Genomic DNA, 21077 nt, shown 5'->3' on the forward strand with positions numbered 1-21077 from the left:
CTCGTCATCAGGTCGGACTAGCCGAAGCCTGCGCAGTCGGATGCGTGTGCCCATCATGATCGATCGGCGCGACGGATCCGGATGCTGAAACCTCGGCTCCGGCTTTTTCCAGCTGGCTGGTCACCGAAGCGATCAGTTCGTCCCAGCTCTTGGCAAAAGCCGCGAGTCCTTGCTTTTCGAGCAGGTCGACGACGTCATCGACATCGATGCCCACCTGCAGCAGGTCGCGAAAGACCTCACGCGCGGCGTCGTAGGTGCCGGCGATCGCGTCGCCGCGTGGGCGGCCATGGTTGGCCACGGCGTCCAAGGTTGCAGCAGGCATCGTGTTGACCGTGTCGGGCGCCGCCAGATCGATGACATAGCGGGTGTCGTCATAGGCCTTGTCCTTGACGCCGGTCGCCGTGCGCGCCGGATCTTGAGCGATGCGCGGATCGACTTCGATCGACACCCGGCCATCCCGGCCCGCGGTGCGAGACGCTGTCGATCGCAGAATCTCGCAAGCCGCCCGGACGTCCCAAGCGGTGAGCAGACGGACGGTTTCGCCGACCGCAGTCCCCCGCAGCGCCAGGTCTCGGATTTGCTCCTCATAGCCGGAACCGGATCCGATCGCCTTGGCGAAGATCGTTGGATTGGTCGTGATCCCGACCACTCCCCCCTGTTCGACCATGCGCGCGAGTTGCCCTGATTGGATCTGCGCACGGCTGAGGTCATCCAGCCAGATTGCAACCCCGGTCTCGGCAAGTTGTTGTAGTGTATTAGCCATAAAGCTATCCAATGAGGTTGACACAAGCGCCATGACGCGCTGCTGCGTCACGCGGTTCAAACAGCGGCCAAGCTTTCAAGAGCGGCGCGTACGACCGCATCGACGGTGATGCCGAACTTCTCGTAGACGTCATCGATCTTTCCCGACGCTCCAAAGCTGCTCATGCCGACGAAGCGGCCCTGGAAACCCAGATAGCGATCCCAACTCATTTGAACCGCCGCTTCGACGGCGACCCGCGCCGGCGTATCGCCGAGAACCGCGCCGCGATAGGCGGCGTCCTGCTGATCGAAGATCAGTGTGCAGGGCATCGACACCACCGCCGTTGGAACGCCCTGCTTCTGCAGGACGTCCCGGGCTTCGACGGCCAGATGCAACTCCGAACCCGTGGCCAGAAGCGCGACCCTCCGCGCTCCTTCGGCCTCCAGCAGCACGTAGCCGCCCCTGGCGGATTTGTTTTCGACGCCGCCCTCCCGTCGCAGCAGCGGCATCGGCTGGCGAGAGAGCGCGAGCAATGCCGCGCGGCGCGGATTGTCCATGATGATTTCCCAGCATTCGGCGGTTTCCACCGCGTCGCCGGGCCGGAAGACCGCCAGATGCGGGATGGCTCGCAGCGCCGACAGGTGCTCGACCGGTTGATGCGTCGGTCCATCTTCGCCCAGCCCGATCGAATCGTGCGTCATCACGAAAATGGTCCGGATGTCCATCATCGCCGCAAGACGAATGGCCGGACGGCAATAGTCCGAAAAGCAGAGAAACGTGCCACCATAGGGGATCAGGCCGCCATGAAGCGCCAGGCCATTCATCGCCGCCGCCATGGCGTGCTCGCGCACGCCATAATGCAGATAGGAGCCTGCGAACTTGCCCGGCTCGATCTCGACTTGCTCCGCTGTTTTCGTATTGTTCGAGGGCGTCAAGTCGGCGGAGCCCCCGATCAGTTCGGGAATGGCGCTCACCAGGTGCTTCAGCACGGCGCCGCTGGCCTGCCGGGTGGCGAGGTCTTTGCCGCCCTTGGCGAATTCCTTGCGCGCGGACTCGATCGCCGACCGCCAGGCGTCCGGAAGTCGTCCCTCGTTGCACCGCTCGAACTCGCGACGCGTCGGCTCGGGAGCCTCCCCGACACGCCGGGACCAGGCAGATCGTTGGGCGGCGCCCTTGGCGCCAATCGCTCGCCATTCGGTCATGAGATCGTCAGGTATGACGAACGGGGGCGACGCCCATTCGAGGATCTTGCGAGCGCCGGCGATCTCGGCTTCGCCCGGCGCGTCGCTATGGGCCTTCTGGGTCCCCGCCTTCGTCGGAAAGCCGAAGCCGATGATCGTGCGGCACGCGATCATGCTGGGTCGATCAGTGATCGAGCGCGCCGAGACGATCGCATCATGGATTTGGTCCGTGTCGTGGCCGTCGATCTCCTGGACATGCCAGCCCGACGCTCGAAACCGTTCCACTTCATTGTCCGAAACGGCCAGTTTAGTAGCGCCGTCAATCGAAATGGAATTGTTGTCCCAGAAGGCAATCAGCCGTCCGAGCTTGAGATGACCTGCCAGCGAAATGGCCTCCTGGCTGATGCCTTCCATCAGGCAACCGTCGCCCATGAAGACGTACGTGTCATGATCCACGAGATCGTCGCCGAACCTTGCATTCATGATGCGCTCCGCCAGCGCCATGCCGACAGCCTCCGCGACGCCTTGGCCCAGCGGCCCGGTGGTCAGCTCGATCCCATCGGCATGGTGATACTCAGGATGCCCCGGCGTCTTGCTGCCGATCTGGCGGAACCGCTTCAACTCCTCGATCGGCATGTCGCGATAGCCGGTCAGATAAAGCAGGCTGTAAAGCAGCATCGACCCATGACCGTTGGACATGATGAAGCGATCACGGTCGATCCAGTGCGGTTCCGCCGCGTCGAACTTCATGAAGTCCTTGAACAGGACGGTCGCAATGTCCGCCATGCCCAGAGGCGCCCCGGGATGGCCGCTGTTGGCGCGTTGCACGGCATCCATCGACAGGAAGCGGATACAATTCGCCATCTCGCGAAGGTGCCGATCGCGCGGGGGCGGAAGCGCCGTTTGGACGGTAATTGACTCGGACATCGTGCTCCTCCGCGCGTCATCTGGGAACACAACGATCGAACGGCGGAATCGTGCGAAGTTTTTTGAAGACGGTGGGCATCAGTCGGACGCTGCCCCGAAGATCACCTATGATAATGACAGAGCATTTCCCAATGCCGCGCCCGCCGCCGTGTTGTCGAAAATGCACCACGTCGACGCTCCCAGCTGACGAGCATGTTCCAGACGCCGGCCGAGGGAGGACAGAGCCTCTCGCTCGTAATCGGAGTAGTACATGCGCGGGGAGCCATGCCAGCGGAAATAGGCCAGACCGTCCCACCCACCTGGCTGTCCTGCACCCGCCACCTTGGCCGGATCCGCTGCCACACGCGCGATGCGTCGCTCGACCAGCCTGCCTTCCACCTCCGCAGTGAACCAAGTCGCGTGACGCGGTTCGATCGCCACCATCGCACCATTGCATCCATCGACCAGGTCGAAGAAGCGGTCGAACGCCTTTGGGTCGAACGCAAGCTTCGGCGGGAGCTGGACGAGCCATATCGCCAGTTTCGCTCCCAGGCCTGCTGTTTCGTCCACGAAACTCTTGAACAGCTCCTCACACCCGCTCAACGCCCGATCATGCGTGATGGCCTGCGGCAGCTTGACCGAGAACCGGAAATCCTCGGGCACAGAATTCGCCCAGCGCTCGTAGGTCTTGGGTTGATGCTGTCGGCGGAACGATGAATTGATCTCGACGGCGTTCAGACGGCGAGCATAGCGTTCGAGATGACTTCCTGGTGATGAAAACTCTTCGGCATAGCGACGGTCGATGCTCCAACCGGCCGTGCCAATCCGCAGCAAAGACTCCGCATGGGTTCGAGTTCGGCGGCCCCCTCCTGGCGCAACTAACGCGCTCATGGTGGCAACCTTAACCGCCGGAACGCGATGGTTCCTTGCGCCGACCGTCCGAGCATGTTGCGGTTCCACCCGTCAGCCGGAAGCCCGTCTCCGTTTTGCTCTGCCTTACGCCAGGTGGCCGCGTCCTTGTGCATGATACTGTATTGGTCGGCATTCGATGGGGCATCGAACTTCTCTTCGTCCGATAATGAACGGGAAGATGCGTCGTTCCCGACGGCGGACAGTTCGGCCTTGCGGCGGTCTATATCGGCATGGGCATTCTGATCGGCGTCATCAGCCCGTCGTTGGCGGGCAAGACAGCCGCCGATACGGCCAGGCACACCGCTGGCCGGATATCTGGCACGATCTTGGCACAACCGCTTGATTGAACCTGTGTGGCGCGCACTTCGGAGGCTGTGACCATCGTGCTGAGCGATCTTTGCCGGGAGATGCGTTCAGGTGGCGCCAGTTGCAAGTGCAGACCGAATCCAGCCGTCGACCTCATCGAAAGGCATATCGAGCTGTTCCTCTGCGGTCAGGCGGCGGCCATTGGAGGTCACACCACCGGCAGCGACCTCGAGGATCTTCCTGATGTTGTCCTGCGTCCAAAGCTTGTCCCGGACCAGGCTGGCGGCGTGTTCATTGTGAGCCAGCCTGTACTTTTCGATCACATAGACGAAGCCGTGCAGCTTCTGCCACCACACATTGACATTGGTGAGCGCAATCCAAGTCGTCTCGCTGTCGGAGTCGACCGAAACGATGGGGACAATCGCAACCGGCGCGCCGCTGGTCTTCAGATAGCCGACGATGTCAAAATCGACGCAGAAGTCGAAAACGTCCATGCGTTGGAGCAGCCCCAAGAGATAGTCCCGCTCGAACATCTTGAACGGGCAGGTGACGTCTCCCAGAAGCAGGTCGAAATCCAGCAATGCGTGGACGCGCTTCAAGATGTAGTTGGCGTAGGATTCGCTCTCGCGCGTCGTCTGCCATTCGGAAATGCGCGTGGCCCGGCGGTCGCCGATCGCCGCCTTTTTCCCCTTGCCCACCAGTTCGTGCAGGAAGAGCCCGATCTGGCCCAGATGATTGCTGTTGTCGCAGTCGGTGTACATGACATAGTCGTGCCCGTCCTTCGCGGCCTGCTGCATGCCATGGAGGATCGCCCCGCCCTTTGTCGAGGACGTCGCGCCGTCGAGCTTGGACAGGGGCAGCTCCGAGGACGGCAGGGCGTCGCGGAGCTTGAGCAGGACGATGTTTTTCCATCCTGCGTCGTCGACGATGGCCTGTGCGACCTCGAGGCTTCCGTCGGGACACTCGTCGTCGACGATGTAGATGCTCCAGGTCACCGGCGTGTCGCGGAACAGCCACTCCAGCTCCGCCACCTTGGCGCGCAAGGCGTCTTCGCCGGTCGGATTTTTTGCGGAGTACGGCTGGAGGCGCCGAACCTCTTTCCACACGGCAAAGACGATGCCGACGCTGAGCTTCCGGTCGATGGTCTGGACGAAGCGCCGTGCCTCCGCAAGGAAGGCGACGAGTTCGGCGAGTACGTCGTCACCTTTGGCGACGGCGAGGATGGATGTCCGGTCTGTGATGTTTTCTGCCACCAGCAGATCGGCAACGCGGAATGCGTTGGCGCGGTAGGTCCAGGAGCTCAGGAACCGGACGACATAATCATTGTCCGGCACGATCTTGGCGGTCTTTGTCGCGGCCATGTTCGTTCTACACTCCAATCCGGCGATGCATTGCGATGGCTCGATGCGCTGCACGACGAGCGGCTAGAACGGCGCGTGCCGCAGATCGAGTTGTTCCGTCCTGTCGAGCATGAGGCTCAGGACACGTGGCGGGGTCAGCGGCAGTTCCTGGACCCTCTTGCCGGTGGCGTTGGCGATGGCGCAGGCGATGGTGCCGCCGACATTCAAGATGGGCACTTCGCCCGCTCCCTTTGTCCCGAACGGCCCCATCGACGGGGCGCCTTCGTGCAGCGCGATCTCCACGGGGACGACATCCTGCGCCAACGGGACCCTGTAGCTTCCAAAGCCCGACTGGGCGATCTGCCCCTGGGGATTGATGGTCACCTCTTCGTGCAGCGCGTAGCCGAGTCCCTGAATCACGCCCCCCTGAATCTGGCCGTGAATGGCGCTCGGGTTGAGCGCCCGTCCGACGTCCTGCACCACCCGATAGCTGAGGACCTCGACATGCCCGGTCTCCGGATCGATCGCGACTTCACATTCGTGGACGGCAAAGACGGGAATGTCGACAGCATCCAGGAAGTGACCGGCCGCGCACCCCGTCATGGCGGGCACGCCTGCGCGCGTGAACGCGCCGCTGCCGGAGATCGGGCCGCTGACCGCCTGGGCATGCTCGGCGATGCTGGCGACCGAGATGCCCCCGCCAGCTCTCCCAACAAATTCCACATGTCCATTCTGGAGCACCAGTTGTTCGGGGCTCGTCTGCAGCATCCTGCTCGCGACATCGAGCAGCTTCCGACGCACCTCGTCGCATGCGACCGAGGCGGCCGCACCGAGCGACACCGTGGTCCGCCCGCCGCCTACGCCCACGTCGAAGCCCGCCGCATCGGTATCGGCGGCATTGACCACGACATCTTCGGGGCGGATGCCGAGCTTGGCCGCAACGATCTGCGGCAGGGATTGCATCATGGTGCCCTGCCCGATTTCCACTCCGGCCGTCACCAGCGTGGCACTGCCATCGGGGTTGAGGTTGACGGTGGCCGCGGACGGCCCGACAAAGACGAACCAGGTCCCCACCGTGGTGGCCTTGCCGTAGAGGCGCTTCCCGACCTCTGCTCGCCTGAATGGCTGGGAGCGGGACATTGCTTCCATGCGGTCCAGCATCGGCCCGAGGACATTTCCCTCGAAGACCTGCCCGGTCGATCCGATGTCCCCGTCGCCAAGCACGTTGCGGCGCCTGAACTCCAGCGGGTCCATGCCGATGGCGCTGCAGATTTCGTCCGTATGACGCTCGAGTGCGAAGACGTTGTAGACCCCGTTGCAGGCGCGGAACGCCCCATTGGGGGGAGTGTTGGTATAGACCGCGCGGCTGGTCATCTTGACGGCGCCGAGCCGATAGGCCGATCCGAGCGTATGGGCGGTCATCGTCGTCAGATAAATCTGCTCGCCGCCATAGGCGCCGCAATCCATCAGCACCGTGGCCTCGCGGCCGACGATATCTCCCGCCTGGGTGACTGCTGAACGGATGTGGATGTCGGCGTTTTCCCGGCACGGGCAGGTCTGCAGTTCTTCCTGTCGCGAGTTGATGAGGGCGACGGACCTCCCCGCCACCAGCGCAAGCGCGGCCGCATAGGGCTCGATCGAACAGCCGTACTTCACTCCGAAGCCACCACCGACGGGCGGCACGGTGACACGAACCCGGGAGGGAGGAAGACCGAGTGCACGCGCCGTCACGTTCTTGACGGTCCAGGGCGCCTGCGTCGAGGCGATGAGATGAAGCCTTCCGTCCTCATAGGAGGCGATCGCCCCGCGCGGCTCCAGCTGCATGTGGCTCTGCCGGCCGACCCGGAAGCTGCTTTCGATGATTGCAACGTCGCTGCGGGCGAAGGCCGCTGCCGTGTCTCCGCGTGCAACCGTCGCCTCCCAGGCGATGTTGCCGCCCCGCCTGCCGCCCTCGGCCTCGAGCAGCACCTCGTAGCGTTTCCAATCCCGGTGCACGAGATGCGCGTGGTTGGACAGGGCCTCGGCCATGGTCAGGACCGCTGGCATCGCCTCGAGCCTGACGTCGATCGCAGCCGCCGCTTCCCGCGCTTGCGAAAGCGTATCTGCCGCGACGGCGGCGATCGGCTCACCGTGATAGCGCACGAATTCGCTTGCAAAGAGAGGCTGGTCGGCAATGCCGATCCCGAACCTGCCGGGCGCGTCCTCTGCGGTGACGATGGCCCTCACGCCGGGCATCCGGCGCGCGACGGACGTGTCGATGTTCACGATCCGCGCCGACGGCACGGTCGCGCGCAGCACGAAACCGTGCAGCGTCCCCGGCCGGACCTGATCGACCATATAGCGGGTGCGTCCACGCAACTTGTCGCGGGCGTCACGCCTCGCGAAATTGACCACCGCAGCCCGCGCTTCTGCCTCAGACATTTGCGCGCCTCTCGTTCCTGGCAAGCGTCAGCACGGCATCGACGATGCGTTCGTAACCGGTGCAGCGACAGACGTTGCCGCAGAGGCCACGCTTGATGTCGTCGCGCGTCGCCAGAGGCTGCTGCGCGAGCAGGCTCGCAAGGCTCATGACGATGCCGGGAAAGCACATGCCGCACTGGACCGCGTCCCCCTCTTCGAGGGCCCGCTGCAGGGGGACGAGATCACCTTCATCGCCCAGCCCTTCGATGGTCACCACGCTCTTGGCGTCGACCAGTCCCACCGGGGTCAGGCAGGAGATCACGGGCACCCCGTCGACATGGACCATGCAGGCGCCGCAGAAGCCTTCCCGGCAGACGTCCTTCGTGCCGGTCAGGAACAAGCTGTTGCGCAGAACATCCAGCAGCGGCGTCACCACGTCGCCGTCGAAACTGCGCTCTTCGCCGTTCACCTCGATGCGGACCGCCATGTCTCCGCTCCTGCTAATGTTGTTGCAGCGTGGCGAAGGCGCGACGCACGAGAGTCGGCAGCACCTTGACGCGGTACCATCCGGGCACCTCGGGCCCGTCCCGACCGACAAACTCGTCGGCCAGATCGAGGGCAAGCTGGTGGATGCGCGACACATCGAGCGGCAGGCCCTCGAGCGCCCGTTCCAGGCCGCGCCATCGCCGGGCGACGGCTTCGACCGATCCGACGCCGATGGCGACGCCTCGCATGTGACCATCTGGCCGACGTTCGACGGCAACACTGACGATGGCGACCGGATAATCTCCGGCCTTCCTGAGCGGCAAGCGCGCATGGGCGGAGGCAAGTGGGCGCCGCGGGACCAGCACGGACACGAGCAGATAGCCCCGTTCAAGCCGCTCCCGAAGGCCGAGGAAGGCATCGAGGCTCAGCAGTTGGCGACCTTCCGTCGTCACGATCTCGACCTCGGCATCCTGACAAAGCAGTGCCGGGATCAGGTCGGCGGCCGCGAACTCCGCCGTACACAGATTGCCGCCGACGGTTGCGGCCTGACGGACGGCAGGGTTGGCCGAATCGCCGGCCGCCGACACCAGTCCGCGCAATTCCGGGATCGCCTGGAGTTCGCGTACGAGCCGGGCGTGGGTGACAGCACTGCCAATCCTCACATGGGCTTGGGTCAACTCGATGCGATGCAATTCGGGAATCTGCGCAAGCGAGACATAGGCCGGCTTCATCGGCTCCTGACGGAATGGCGCCCGCATGATCCATGTCGCTCCGGCCATGACCGTCCCGCCGCCGCCCAGGTCCGAAAGCGCGGCAAGCGCTTCCGCAACCGTCTCCGGCTTGTAGAGACCTGTTATCTGCTGGCCTTGCATGTCTCCTCCAGGCGATTGCCGGGTGCATTGGCGATCGCGGCGTCCCCGCCGCTGACCTTCAGGCGGGTTGCCGCAGGTCGTGTTGAAGGTCGATGGCAAGCAGGCGTGACGCCGTTTCGGCGGCGGCTGGCGCGGCAGCCAGAATCGCCCCGTCCTGCGCGCCGCTTTCGATGAAGCTCTCGATCACCCCGCCCGCCTCGCGCACCAGGACCAGCCCGGCGATCACGTCCCAGACGCTGGTCCGCGCGTCGGCATAGCCGTCCAGCCGACCGTCAGCGACCTGGGCGAGCATCATGGCCGACGAACCGAACCGCCGGTACTCGCAGCCATGTTCGAGGATGTGATTGATCTGCCGGGCGTGTGCGGCAACGCTCTTGCCGCGGGTGAAGCCCACGCCGAAGACGGACTTGCCGGCCGAGCTCTCCATGTTCACGGTGATGGGCTCGCCGTTGCGCGTCGCGCCCCGACCCGCCGCCGCGCTGTAGAGTTCGTCCTTGACCGGATCGTAGATGACGCCCAGCACCGGCTGGCCCTCGATCGCCGCCCCGATCGAGACGCACCAGCTCGGGCGATCGCGCATGAAGTTCGAGGTGCCATCGATCGGATCGAGCACCCAGACGATCCGTTCGCCCTCCCTGTCGAGCCCGAACTCCTCGCCCAGGATGGCGTGATAGGGGAAGGCTTCCTGCAGACGCTTCCGGATCAGGAGTTCGACGGCCTTGTCGACCGCCGTGACGAAGTCCTGCGGGCCCTTGGTTTCGATCTCGAGCGGCTTGTTCTGGCGCAGATAGGACAGAGCCAGGCGGCCGGCCGCCTGTGCCGTTGCTTCTGCAACAGCCTGCATCAGGACAAGGGTCTGCTGATCCTGGTTCGTGAAGGAAAATCCCATCTTGCTCGCCCTTCGTTGCGTGTCACGATGCGCGGAGACGATACTCCGTCACCTGCCGATAGGTGTCGCCGGGCCGCAGCACGGCGTCGGAGAAGTGTCGATGGTTGGGGCTGTCAGGATAGCGTTGCGGCTCAAGGCAGATGCCGCAATGCTTGCCGTAACGCGCGCCGTCGAGGCCGACGGCCGGCCCCTTGAAGCTGCCGCCATCGTAGAGTTGGAGGTGCGGCTCGGTCGTGAAAACGTCGAGGGCCATTCCCGTTCGTGGCCCGAACAGCGTTCCGGCATGGACCAGATCGTTTTCCGGCAAGGGTTGCCGCCGCACGACAAAGCCAATGTCATAGGTGACGTTGTCCGGATTGCGCAGCGGTCTTTGCCGGTGAAAGTCGAACGGCGTACCGGAGGTGGATCTGATTTCGCCGGTCGGAATGAGGTCGTCGTCGACCGGCGTGTAGAAATCCGCCTCCGCCACGAATTCATGGTCGATTGCGTTCGGCACGGCAGCGTCGGCAAAGCCGGCCGGCAGTTCGAGGTTGAAGTAGCCATGGCTCGCGAGGTTGCAGAGCGTCGGGGCATCCGTCGTTGCGGCCAGCTCAACCCGCAGGGTCGCCGGACCAAGCAGCCGATAGACGCAGCGAACGTCGAGATTACCAGGAAAACCGGCGTCGCCATCCGGAGAGCGCAGCGACATTGTCACCGATGATGGATCATGGGCTTCAAGCGTCCAGGGCCTGCGGCTGAAGCTTTGGCCGTCGCCACCTCCGTGCAGCATATGCTTGCCGTCCTGATTGAGAGGCAGTTGGTAGCCCCGGCCATCGAGGTCGAAACGGCCGTTCCTGATCCTATTGGCGAAGCGCCCCGCAATCGTCCCGGCATAGGCCGTGTCGGCGACATAGTCGTCCAGCGTGTTGTAACCGACCACCACCCTTTGCCGGCCGCGAGCTGTGGGAATCAACAGGTCCCGTACGGCCGCGCCCCATGTCAGGATCCTGGCCTCGATGCCATCGTCCGAGCGTAGGGAGACCTCGTGGATGTCGACGCCGTCGACCTGTCCAAAAACCCGGTTCTGCATCTCCCCCACCCCTGTCGTTGCTTCGCCGTCAGCGCGGTTTGCATCAGCTCAGATACTTGTTCGGGCTCCGCATAGCGCCTCTGGTGGTTTCGCTGCCCCGCTCATCCGGCCCCGGATGGCTCGGGACGAGTTTTTCGATGGCGACCGTTGCGATCGCGTCCGCGTCGTCGATGAATTCGTCCCACACGCCGGGCTCGATCACGCCGACATGCAGGAACCATCTGGCAGCCTCGGTCGGTATTCCCAACACGTGGATGCGGTCCTTGACCTCGCCGTCCCTGGTGACCGGATGAAATGGCTTGGCGGTGACTTCGACGCCGCCGGTCCCCATGAAGCTCCTCAGCAGTCCGGCATCGGCCAGCCTGCGAATGGCGGGATTGTCGTCGACGTCGACATTCGGCACCGGCACATACGCGTCGATGAGGACATCGACGACCGCAGTGTAGTTGTCGACTGCATCCGACGAGGCGACGAAGCCTGCCCCATCCGTTTCGCGAAAGCGCGCACCTGGACCAAGCAGTTCGACCAGACCGCTTTCGATCAGCGCGAGCAGTTGCCGGGCCCGTGTCAGGGATGGGCCGGTCGAGAGGAAGGCGATGGCCGGGCCGATCCTGGTGATGAATTCGTGGTGGGACGTGGGGGTCAGCCCGCCCAGGTCCACGGCCTTGCGGATATGGGGCCTGATGAAACGCAGAACATTGAGAGCGGCCTTGACCGGATCGGTGAACTCGCCCGCCTCGGAGCGGGCGACATCCTGGCGAACCAGCGCAACGACTGCCCGCCTGAAGGCGTCCTGGCTCGGGAACGATAGGCCCCTGAACGGCGCGGCGATCGCTTCGAGGTCGAGCAGACCTTCCACGCCGAAGGAGTGAGCCAGCTCCGACATCAGCGGCATGATGGTCGCGGCGGAGACGCCGCCCGCGTCGAGCTGCCTGCGGAAGCTGTCGAAGCGATCGGGCCCGAGCGTCGTTTCGAGATAGGCGAGGTTCACTTCGGCCGTGAGCCAGGGCAGGTAGCTGGTGCGGAAGCATGCCGGCCCCTCGGCACGGATCTTGGCAATGCGTGTCTCGGTGAAGAATCGCGGCGCAAAGCCGAGCCCTGCGGGACGATCGTCCCTGCCGCGCATGGGCAAGGGGAAACCGCTGCGCGATCCGGCCACGATCAGCCTCGGCTCGCGGCCGCTTCGCACGTATCGGACATCCCCATCGTCGCCGTGAACATACCGGCCACCACGACCGAGGGTTAGTTCCGACAGCACGTCATAAAAGGTAAGGCCAAGCCCCCTGAGGCCGATGGTCTGCCGCGACAAGTCCGCCGGGAGGGACAAGCCGCTTTGAAAGGTCTCGAGCACGTCGAAGGAGGTCAGGTGCCGCGATGACGGCGTCGAGGCCGGACACGCCGATTTCGCCTTGCTGAGAGGATAGCCTGAACAGACGACGAGACGGTCGACACGGAGACTGTCGCGCCCGGATTCGAAGCTCAGCACATACTCGCCGGCATGCTCGGCGATGTCGGTGACCCTGTCCTGCACCCGTTCGATGCGCATCTGCTCGGGCAGATTCAGTTCGACCACGTCGAGGACGAACTTCAGGTACTTGCCGTAAAGCCCCCGCGGCGCCAATCCCGAAGGACCGGGATAATTGACGTCGATCTGCCGCCACCATTCCATGAATGTCGGTCCATATCCCGCACGCCAGGCCGCTCCGTCCGGCGGATTCGGGAACATCGTCGCGTTCTTGCAGCGGGTGTTCATCAGCAGCCAGTCGGGCTGATCGGTGCGCCATAGGCGGCCGCAACCGACCTCCACGCTGTCGATCGCATAGACCACCAGGGACCGAATCGTTGAGCTCTCCGCCAGCCTGCCGGCGAGCCTCTCGATCACGGACACGCCTCGCGGCCCGGTGCCGATGATGGCGATGCGCTCCGGCATCACGCTCCAGCGGTCCGTCGTCTCCGACAACTTGTTGAGCATCGGCTGTATCATCGGCACCTCATCCCAAGCAGCGTCTGCCGCTCCAGCGGTTTCCGAAAAAGAATGGCGTATATCGAAGCCGGCCGGGGCCGGCCCCCAGGAGCCGGCGTGAGCAGCCGGCGTCAGGCCTTGCCGTCGTGCAGGTGGAAATCCCAGCCGAGATAGTTGCGCGTCGCGTCGACGATGACGTCGCTGGCCGAGCAGAAGTTCGCGGCGACGTGATGCTCGAAGCCATTCTCACAGATATAGCGCAGCAGTTTCTGCATTTCGGGGATTTCGACCACGCCGGCGCCGCCGAAGGTCTCCAGCGGATCCTCGGTGAACTTGCCTTCCCCGACATAGCCGCAGATCCGCCCGGATGTGTCGTCGGTGCTCACGCGGATGAAGGTCATGTGGCCGGACTTGATCGAGCCGTCGACCGTTCCATAGGTGTTGTCCTTGCCGACAGTGCCGGCAATGATTTCCTGGAAGTCCATCCGGTAATTCTTGAAGAACTCCTTGGGCAGGTTGCTGCAATGGAAACACACGGCCTTGTTGGCGTTCGAGCCGTAGTTGTTATTCCAGTCGAGCAGTGCGCTCGGCGTCCCGGATGCCAGGGCCAGCATGTGCATGCCGATCAGCCCGCAGACGTCGACTTCGCAAGCGCTCGACATCAGCTTCGAGCTCATCATGCTCATCATCGTGCAGGGGACGACGCCATAGTTTTCCTCCAGCGAGGTCCAGCATTGGATCGCGCTGATGGACACATCGGCCTCCCGCATCCACTCTTCGGTCACCGCTGCGAGCTTTGCCTGCCTGAGGATGGCGGCGTGGGGCACGCCCTTGATGTCGATGTAGTTTCGGATGGCATCGAGCTTTTCGGTGACGATCGCGTGGTCGTCGTTCAGTCGCGACACACGGCCGAGAATCTCTGAAAGGTCCAGCGTGATGACGGAAATCCCCGCCCTCTCGAGCAGCTTCTCGCTGTAGCGGACGGTGTTGAAGGCCTGCGGCCGCGCGCCGATGGCGCCGATGCGCAGCCCGCGCAGTCCCCCGACGACGCGGCAGATCGCCGAGAAGCGGGCGAGATCCTGCTGAAACTCGTCGCTGAGCGGATCAACGCAGTGCGACTTGGTCAGCGAATAGCGGATGCCGTACTGACGCAGATTGTTGCAGGCCGACATCTTGCCGCAGAAGCTGTCGCGGCGCCATTGGATCGACATCCTCGTGGGATCGTCGGGGGTCGCCTGGATCAGGACGGGCACGTTGAGGCCGGACAGGCGCAAGGTGTCGGCGATCGGCCGTTCTTCACCGAAATTGGGAAGCGTGACGATGATGCCGTCGATGTCGCCAGCGCGGCTCTTGAACAGCGCGGCGCATTTGCGGGCGTCCTCGAAGGACTGCACCGCGCCATGTTCGGTGTCAGCCGGGCTGAGAACCACGCAGCCATGGCCGGCCCGCTCGAGCGCGCTGATCATGTGCTCGCGGCCGGTCGCGGCGAGATGGCCGGGAAAGAAACCGCGACTTCCAACGATGATGCCAAATGTCATCGACTTCATTTTGGACTTCATTTTGATGCTTCCAACCTTTGACGCCGGCGCCATCGATCTGCTGCGCGTGGGCGATGGGCCTTGGCGTGTTGCGACGTGCGGATGCGGTCGGATGGGGCGGCTCCGCCCGGGCTCATGCGCTCAGCGCTGCGCCGGCGTCGCAGGTCAGCACGGCATCGAGGACCGAGATCTGCTCGGGCCAGGTCAGCCCCTTGCCGAAAGCCTGGTCGAACAGGGCGGAGCCGATGGTGAAGCCCCAGGGCCTCAGTTTCCGCACCTGCTTGAGGCGCTCGAAGGTGTTGATGCTGCCGCTGATGATGGTCGCGTGGGGGCCGACCGACTTCAGCACCGCCACCCCGAGGTCATGAGGATCGCCATCCCTGTAGCGGTACATCGACAGGCAGACGCCGTCGGCGCCACGCGCCAGGACGCGCTGACCGTCCTCGACGACGTCCTCGGTGCTGCCATAGAGATAGCGCGGCACGCCTGCCCGACGCCCGATCGTCGGGAAGTAGACCACGGGCGAGCCCTGCAGAAGGGCGACCACGGAGGGGTGAAACTGGCAGCCGATGAGATATTTGCAATTGTTGCAGATGGCGAATTCGGCTGCACGCAGACAATCGTCCTCGGTTTCGCCGAACGATTCGAACACGATCGTCTTGCCCTTGTCTGCAATCAGCTTCGCCAGCTCGCCGGCACGATCAGCCGAGATGCCGGTGTCCTTGAAGCCCCAGAACTGGGTCGGAGCATGATTGGAGGCCTCGAACATTTCCCTGGCGTTGTCGACCGTCAGATCGTTGTTCGTGAGCATCGAGATGATCTTGACCATTGGCGCTCTCCCCGACTTTTTTTTGCAGATCGTGCGACATTCGAGAGCCGGCGCGATCACGCGCCGACGCAAACGGCATCCTCACCCGCAAGCCGGCGCGAAGCCGGACCGCCGGTCACGGATGCGGCGATGTGACAATCGAGAGCTTCGGCCTGTTGCCGCCCGAATTCACACAGCGTTCCCCGCCCCGACGATGCCGGCCGCCCCGTCTGCGGCCCGATCAGACCGCGAGAAGGCTCCGACACCATCGGCTCAACACAGGCGAACACTGAAACTTCGCATCGGCACGTCTGGACGCCATTCCCCAGAGGCGACCGACCAACGCTCCACAATCAGCGACGCGCAGCCTGATATGCGGTACGTACCTCATTGCGTTTCAGGTTGTCAATCATATTGTTTTCTTGATCAGGTTGTTATCGTCGGGCGGTCGCGGCAGCTGCGGTGAACAAGGCACCGGGGCCTGCGAAGCAGTCGCCCAACGCGAATCTCCCATTTTTAAAGGATATCTTGGCCATGCAATTGTTCGGATGACCTCGGCAGCAGATCATGCGCGCTCGCCTCGTAGCGGAGCCGACCGATTTGCCACTCGGCCGATCTGAGCCCACCGAACCGGCCGAGAGGGCCAATCTGCTCTAAAATGTGGTACGCACCTCAATCAAGCAGCAAGCTTGACGTTCGCCGGTCCGGGCTTTGTGGACTGTCACCGCAATGCCGAGCCGGATCCGTCCGCGCTTCCTTCATGGTCAACGCAAAGAATCCGATCCCGGACAGCCAGATCATCGCCAACATCAAGATCGCGATCGGCGGCGGCATCAACGAGCCGCGCGACGCGCTGCTGACGATCCTCTACGGCCTGCTGACCAACCCGGACCAGTTCGAGGCCGTGCGCGCGCAGGACAAATGGCGCTCCGCCTTCGAGGAAGGCGTGCGCTGGGTGGCCCCGATCCAGGCCAGCTCACGCCTCGTGATGGAGGACACCGAGATCCGCGGCTGCCTGATCCCGAAGGGCGACACCGTGATGACCATCCAGGCCTCCGCCAACCGCGACGAGGACTGTTCACCGACGGCGATCACACCAACGCGCTGCGCGACCCCCAACCCCCACCAGGCCTTCGGCAACGGCCCCCACCCCTGCGCCGGCGCCCACCTTCCCGCCGCACAGTCGGCGCGATTTTGCTGCCGATGCTGTTCGAGCGGTTTCCGCGGATGGAGCTGGTGGATGCGGCGGCGGTAAGGTGGCATGGGTTTGGGGGCCGCTGAATATGGCGGTGAGGTTGCAGTAGAAAAGGGGCGAGCGCTTGACGGATACATGTCTCCTCAGCGCATTCGACCCAATCGCGGTCGATTAGGATCATGATCCCAATCGTCGCACGACCGTATACACCAGCCCTACTTAGCCAAAACAACCGGAAAAGCGCGAGCCCTAGGTGTGCCTGGATAGCGGCTAAACCAAACTTTCTGGCCTACAGAAACACTTTCAGAACCGTAGACCGATTCTACATGATAGAAGACATCAGGCTTCTCCGGATCGTCGCTCGAGATATAGCCGTACCTGTTATATTTCAACGAGCTCACTACCCCGAACTCTCGAGGCGCATTTGTGTAGCACAGCCGCTCACAGGCTAATACGAGCTCATCGGCCGTCAGGCGCTCTGCAGGATCCTTTCTCATGCACTTCTCTACAAGGGAGTATAACTCCCTACCAAGAGAACTGAATTGCGGGCTCTTTTCCATAGAAGCAGGAAAGCTCGGGAGCCGTGCCTCCATGATCGCGGGAACTGCCTTGTAACCCTGACCAAAGGGCCGCCTCCCGGTCATAAGCTCAAGTGTCATTGCCCCCAAAGACCAGATGTCCGTGGGCTTATCCGCACTTCTAAGATCCTCAATCATTTCAGGCGCCATGTACGGCAGCGCACCAAGCGCCGTCTGAGAGGCGGTTAACCCTGCCGAGCCGCCTTCGACCGCATCTCCGATCTCTTTTTCAGCCATGATCGCGATGCCGAAATCCGTGATCTTAAATGCCTCAACGTGCGCCCCTCCAACAACCATAACGTTGTTGGGCTTTAAATCGCGATGAACGACATTCACGTGATGGGAGGCGGCTACCCCCTTCGCAAGATGATGCAGCGCTCTCGCCACGGAGTAAGGATCGAAGGAGGGAATGTGGTCGGCCAGCAAAGTTGCGAGGTCGCATCCGGTAACCAACTCCTCGATCAAATAATAACGCCCATTCTCCTCAAGATAGTCCAGAGTCTTTGCAACATTTGCATGATTTACTCTGCCGCTAAGGACAGCGCTTCGCTTGAACCGTTTTTCGGCAGAACTGCTCTTGGGAACTTTCAGGGCAACTGTTCGACCTAGCAACTCATCTCGGGCAGCGTACACCTCTTGCATCCCGCCCTGACCGACCTCACCCAATATTTTGTATCGACCGCCTATCACGTCCTCGGTCTTGTGGAGAACATTCGTCATAGGACCACCTCGGGGTGCGAAATATCGACGGTGATATATCGCCGATTCCAAAGCAACGATGGGTCACCCAAAGTGACAACGCATGCTCCAGGCAACGCCTGATTTAGACGCAGAGCAGAGTTATTAATCGTCACATCACCTGAAATTGCCACGACCAGAAACTGTAACCCATCATAACGGATGTCTATCGATCCTAACGATCCAGCGCCAATTCGCGCTGTTCGATTGGTCGCATCGAGAACGTGCACGCTGTTTCCAAGAACCAACGTTGCACGATGCTTATCGCGCAACAGATGCGCTGCGATTTCATCCCTGACCAGAGACATTGTCGGCCGCTGATCGGGATCAGCATCAAGGCAAGCATTGAGCAAGTCAGCAATCCGCTTGGGAAGATTCAACAGCGAATTATTGAAGTCTGCGTCTGTGCACGGCAGAATCGGAGGAGTTCTCCTCAATTGCGAGGGGAGCGTCCCCCGCATCATCTTCAGCGCGGTTGCGCCGAAAGCGTACACATCTACAGGTTGCGAAAAGGCAATCTCTTCCTCGTCAGCCACACACAACTCGGGCGCCAAGTAACCAATTGTCCCGACGGTTCCAACCGTCTTTGCGTCAAGATCGTCGGACCTGGAAAGTCCGAAGTCAAAAATCTTGAGACATCCCTCGTTATCGAACTTCATATTGCTAGGCTTTATGTCGCGATGGACTCGCCCTTTTTCATGGATGTCGGAGATGCCGCATGCAATCGCATAAGTAACTCTAAGGAATTCGTCAGCAGCCTTTATCGGAAGCTGGCTATTCAGATCGGGCCCCGAGATATAATCTTCGACTATACCAATTATGTGACCACCCCTATCACGAAGCACATCAAATATCTCGACTACATGCTTTGACCGGATGGCGGTCAGGGCAGCAATCTCGTCAAGGAGACGCGACTCATTAACGCCACTTTGTAGACGCTTGATAAGCACCGGCCGATCCAGATGCTCATCAATGCAGACAAACGCGTCGGACATACCGCCACCGGTAAACTCTGTCCCTGTCGGCTTGTAGCGTGGAGGAAGGTTCATCGATCACCTTCATCGGGAGCCGGAAATTGAATTGTGAGTGGCTCGTTGAGCGGAAGCTCGTCGGAAGGCCCCGCTTTCTTCTTCTTCTTCGAGCCCGGAAGTTTCGCACGCTTATTGTTACCTATGTCGACAGGATTTTCAGAACCCGGCGGCTCCGAGCTGGGGAGAGGCTCGTTCGCAGGCGAAGCCTCTCCAACGGAAGGCGCGCCGCGCTTCTTGTCCATCGACTCAGGGATCCAGACAGCGAGATGCCCAAATGCGGACATTAGACTCAGATCTATGCCGTCATCTGGCCTATCGGCAGCTTCCGCTATTGAAGCCGGCATTGCAATTGCCGTCGCATTATCGAAGCCACCCAGTATCTCGGACAGCTGAATAAGCTTGCGCGCCAGATCTGAATTGCTTCGCGCAGCATATGCAACTCGCTGCATATAGTTCACTGGAATATCGTGAGCGCCGTCCGATGTAAGTAGATAATTTTTCGGTTCACCGCTGATCGGTCTGAATAAATGAGCTTCAAGATCAGAACCCATGCCAACGAATTGCAGCAGTCGGGTATCGCGCTGACCGCCGTCTTGATCGGCGCTAGATCCCCGTTGAAGCGCTCCTTGCAAAGTATCATCGTGAGTTAGCTGACGAACGTAGTGATCACCGATCGCGTAAATGCGACTGTCGCCAACGTGGCACACGGCTGCGCTTCCATTCCTGCCAATTGCAATTGCCGAAAGGGTGGTACCTCCATGACCGCGAAATGCTTGAAAAATTCGGTCATTCGCCTCGCGCATGCCTACGAGAAGACGATCCTCCATAGGAAGGTGAGAGAAACGGACTACCGAGGACACGAACGTACTTAGACCCAAGATAGATGCTTCACCACCATGTTTCATACCGCCAAGACCATCGCACACGATTGCCAGATCGAAGTCCTTTTCGCTAGTAGAAGCATAACGTGCTCTGATGAATAGAGCAGCATCTTGATTTTGATCACGTACCAATCCGGTCGAAGTGGCGATGGCGCAATTGAACGCGCTTTCGGTCCCGCGGTGGTTTAGCTTGCTCCGCAGGAATTGTACTATTCGTTTTGTGAGCTGATCATCCAACATCTTACTCCCAGAGTGGTCTCCTAGCGGCACCGTGCGTTGACCCGCGAATTTTTGATCTTGGCATCCGCCCCTACCTCATGGTCACTTCGGCTCGGTACATCAGTCGCCAGAACATCGGGCTGCCTAACCGACACTGACCAATCAAAAAGTGCGCCTTGTTGATGTTTTCAGATTCTATTCTGCAGTTTGTCGATCCTTTTTCGGCAGTCTAGAGATTCACCCACAGGTTTGATGGTATTGGAAACCGAAGCAATTCTAGTCAACGGTCCGCATGCTCCGAACTTGTGATGGCGCAATTCCAGCGCCTCTTATATGGTCCTTGCTAGGCGATAAGCGAGAGAGAGAGACGCTGTCGGCCTCGCACCCGTGGGGTATGCGTGACGTCTTCGCTGATTTGGTCGCCAGCGCTGTGGCCAGTGGCATTCGGGCTGCATCGGCTCAGCATCTAGTCGTTGCATCCCACCCATTGCCAAACTGCCCGTCGCGCCAGTTTGCCGCATTCCGTCGGGCAACTTCCGGCTTGTGTCGTCGGGCAAATCACCCCGATCCTCTCCGCCGTCTCCTGCTCGGCTAGAAGGGGCGTTTCGCGATCGTCACGGACCGTGGAGCGGGGGATGCGGTGGCCGCCTGGGGTCGCAGTGCGCGTTTCGCGTGCGGACGAACGAACCCTGGACGGACGGTCAAGACGTGTGGTCCCGACACCCCGACGCTGGTGTCTTGGTCGGCGACGATGCCGATGACGGGGGCAAGCAAGCCCGGTCCCCTGGGAGAGCACGGAGCAGCCGTTCAACCCATCGCGCAGGGAAGGCCGGATGTTCGGCCAATCCTGTGGTGACTGCCGCCTGCTTTTTTGTTGCAGGCGGGCCATGGGTGCGGCCTGCACCCGGCCTTCCCTGCGCCCTTCTCTTGAGGGGCGTGCCTGAGAGCAAAGCTCGGACGCGAATTCGCGCCGCGAGGCTGATGAGCCGCGCCGCGAGGGGCAGAGATGGAGGGTTGAGCGCC

The 21077-nt window shown here is 62.0% G+C and carries 16 protein-coding genes; 1 reads left to right on the plus strand and 15 read right to left on the minus strand.

The window, feature by feature from the left end; all coding sequences use genetic code 11:
* Positions 1 to 7 precede the first annotated feature (7 nt).
* The 12 genes from ACQR1B_RS07205 to ACQR1B_RS07260 all read right to left on the minus strand — a co-directional run bounded on the left by ACQR1B_RS07205 (position 8) and on the right by ACQR1B_RS07260 (position 15433).
* Positions 8 to 763, minus strand: a complete 756-nt coding sequence (locus tag ACQR1B_RS07205) for a transaldolase family protein (RefSeq protein ID WP_434836718.1) — start codon at positions 761 to 763, stop codon at positions 8 to 10.
* A 56-nt stretch (positions 764 to 819) separates the two neighbouring features.
* Complete coding sequence (tkt, locus tag ACQR1B_RS07210; protein ID WP_434836745.1) at positions 820 to 2850, minus strand: transketolase; 2031 nt, start codon at positions 2848 to 2850, stop codon at positions 820 to 822.
* 105 nt (positions 2851 to 2955) lie between these two features.
* Complete coding sequence (locus ACQR1B_RS07215; RefSeq protein WP_434836717.1) at positions 2956 to 3720, minus strand: DUF72 domain-containing protein; 765 nt, start codon at positions 3718 to 3720, stop codon at positions 2956 to 2958.
* 434 nt (positions 3721 to 4154) lie between these two features.
* Complete coding sequence (locus ACQR1B_RS07220; RefSeq protein WP_434836716.1) at positions 4155 to 5408, minus strand: glycosyltransferase; 1254 nt, start codon at positions 5406 to 5408, stop codon at positions 4155 to 4157.
* 63 nt (positions 5409 to 5471) lie between these two features.
* Positions 5472 to 7808 carry a xanthine dehydrogenase family protein molybdopterin-binding subunit gene (locus ACQR1B_RS07225; protein ID WP_434836715.1) on the minus strand — a complete coding sequence of 779 codons (2337 nt, stop codon included), beginning with the start codon at positions 7806 to 7808 and terminating at the stop codon, positions 5472 to 5474.
* A complete protein-coding gene (locus ACQR1B_RS07230; RefSeq protein ID WP_434836714.1) occupies positions 7801 to 8274 on the minus strand; it encodes a (2Fe-2S)-binding protein in 474 nt (157 codons plus the stop codon). The genes ACQR1B_RS07225 and ACQR1B_RS07230 overlap by 8 nt, the downstream gene beginning before the upstream one ends.
* 13 nt (positions 8275 to 8287) lie before the next feature.
* Positions 8288 to 9145 (minus strand): FAD binding domain-containing protein, encoded by an 858-nt coding sequence (locus ACQR1B_RS07235; RefSeq protein ID WP_434836713.1) that lies wholly within the window; start codon positions 9143 to 9145, stop codon positions 8288 to 8290.
* Positions 9146 to 9203: 58 nt separating this feature from the next.
* The gene (locus ACQR1B_RS07240; protein WP_434836712.1) at positions 9204 to 10034 is read right to left on the minus strand and encodes an inositol monophosphatase family protein; all 831 of its coding nucleotides are present in this window, start codon (positions 10032 to 10034) and stop codon (positions 9204 to 9206) included.
* A gap of 22 nt (positions 10035 to 10056) precedes the next feature.
* Complete coding sequence (locus tag ACQR1B_RS07245; protein WP_434836711.1) at positions 10057 to 11103, minus strand: aldose epimerase family protein; 1047 nt, start codon at positions 11101 to 11103, stop codon at positions 10057 to 10059.
* A gap of 43 nt (positions 11104 to 11146) precedes the next feature.
* Complete coding sequence (locus ACQR1B_RS07250) at positions 11147 to 13033, minus strand: FAD/NAD(P)-binding protein (RefSeq protein ID WP_434836710.1); 1887 nt, start codon at positions 13031 to 13033, stop codon at positions 11147 to 11149.
* Between the two features lie 164 nt (positions 13034 to 13197).
* A complete protein-coding gene (locus ACQR1B_RS07255) occupies positions 13198 to 14625 on the minus strand; it encodes an L-fucose/L-arabinose isomerase family protein (protein WP_434836709.1) in 1428 nt (475 codons plus the stop codon).
* 112 nt (positions 14626 to 14737) lie between these two features.
* Positions 14738 to 15433, minus strand: coding sequence for a hypothetical protein (locus ACQR1B_RS07260; RefSeq protein WP_434836708.1), 696 nt, complete (start codon positions 15431 to 15433; stop codon positions 14738 to 14740).
* A 739-nt stretch (positions 15434 to 16172) separates the two neighbouring features.
* Between ACQR1B_RS07260 and ACQR1B_RS07265 the strand changes: the two genes are divergently transcribed.
* Entirely contained in the window at positions 16173 to 16667 is a 495-nt protein-coding gene (locus ACQR1B_RS07265) for a cytochrome P450 (RefSeq protein WP_434836707.1), read from the plus strand.
* Between the two features lie 155 nt (positions 16668 to 16822).
* Here the strand turns inward: ACQR1B_RS07265 and ACQR1B_RS07270 are convergent, their stop codons facing one another.
* The 3 genes from ACQR1B_RS07270 to ACQR1B_RS07280 are packed head-to-tail and all read right to left on the minus strand — an operon-like array spanning position 16823 to position 20072.
* A complete protein-coding gene (locus tag ACQR1B_RS07270) occupies positions 16823 to 17905 on the minus strand; it encodes a serine/threonine-protein kinase (protein ID WP_434836706.1) in 1083 nt (360 codons plus the stop codon).
* Positions 17902 to 18972 carry a serine/threonine-protein kinase gene (locus ACQR1B_RS07275; protein ID WP_434836705.1) on the minus strand — a complete coding sequence of 357 codons (1071 nt, stop codon included), beginning with the start codon at positions 18970 to 18972 and terminating at the stop codon, positions 17902 to 17904. Before ACQR1B_RS07275 ends, ACQR1B_RS07270 begins: the two co-directional genes overlap by 4 nt.
* Positions 18969 to 20072 (minus strand): PP2C family protein-serine/threonine phosphatase, encoded by a 1104-nt coding sequence (locus ACQR1B_RS07280; RefSeq protein ID WP_434871570.1) that lies wholly within the window; start codon positions 20070 to 20072, stop codon positions 18969 to 18971. The genes ACQR1B_RS07275 and ACQR1B_RS07280 overlap by 4 nt, the downstream gene beginning before the upstream one ends.
* Between the last annotated feature and the right edge of the window lie 1005 nt (positions 20073 to 21077).

The organism is Bradyrhizobium oligotrophicum, assembly GCF_051168495.1.
Classification (GTDB): Bacteria; Pseudomonadota; Alphaproteobacteria; order Rhizobiales; family Xanthobacteraceae; genus Bradyrhizobium; species Bradyrhizobium oligotrophicum_A.

Bases quoted from the DNA above. Each gene is read 5' to 3' on its own strand.
- ACQR1B_RS07260 (WP_434836708.1), bottom strand. From the start codon at position 15,433: ATGGTCAAGATCATCTCGATGCTCACGAACAACGATCTGACGGTCGAC.
- ACQR1B_RS07215 (WP_434836717.1), bottom strand. From the start codon at position 3,720: ATGAGCGCGTTAGTTGCGCCAGGAGGGGGCCGCCGAACTCGAACCCAT.
- ACQR1B_RS07225 (WP_434836715.1), bottom strand. From the start codon at position 7,808: ATGTCTGAGGCAGAAGCGCGGGCTGCGGTGGTCAATTTCGCGAGGCGT.
- ACQR1B_RS07275 (WP_434836705.1), bottom strand. From the start codon at position 18,972: ATGAACCTTCCTCCACGCTACAAGCCGACAGGGACAGAGTTTACCGGT.
- ACQR1B_RS07230 (WP_434836714.1), bottom strand. From the start codon at position 8,274: ATGGCGGTCCGCATCGAGGTGAACGGCGAAGAGCGCAGTTTCGACGGC.
- ACQR1B_RS07205 (WP_434836718.1), bottom strand. From the start codon at position 763: ATGGCTAATACACTACAACAACTTGCCGAGACCGGGGTTGCAATCTGG.
- ACQR1B_RS07240 (WP_434836712.1), bottom strand. From the start codon at position 10,034: ATGGGATTTTCCTTCACGAACCAGGATCAGCAGACCCTTGTCCTGATG.
- ACQR1B_RS07255 (WP_434836709.1), bottom strand. From the start codon at position 14,625: ATGAAGTCCAAAATGAAGTCGATGACATTTGGCATCATCGTTGGAAGT.
- ACQR1B_RS07270 (WP_434836706.1), bottom strand. From the start codon at position 17,905: ATGACGAATGTTCTCCACAAGACCGAGGACGTGATAGGCGGTCGATAC.
- tkt (WP_434836745.1), bottom strand. From the start codon at position 2,850: ATGTCCGAGTCAATTACCGTCCAAACGGCGCTTCCGCCCCCGCGCGAT.
- ACQR1B_RS07245 (WP_434836711.1), bottom strand. From the start codon at position 11,103: ATGCAGAACCGGGTTTTTGGACAGGTCGACGGCGTCGACATCCACGAG.
- ACQR1B_RS07235 (WP_434836713.1), bottom strand. From the start codon at position 9,145: ATGCAAGGCCAGCAGATAACAGGTCTCTACAAGCCGGAGACGGTTGCG.
- ACQR1B_RS07265 (WP_434836707.1), top strand. From the start codon at position 16,173: ATGGTCAACGCAAAGAATCCGATCCCGGACAGCCAGATCATCGCCAAC.
- ACQR1B_RS07220 (WP_434836716.1), bottom strand. From the start codon at position 5,408: ATGGCCGCGACAAAGACCGCCAAGATCGTGCCGGACAATGATTATGTC.
- ACQR1B_RS07250 (WP_434836710.1), bottom strand. From the start codon at position 13,033: ATGCCGGAGCGCATCGCCATCATCGGCACCGGGCCGCGAGGCGTGTCC.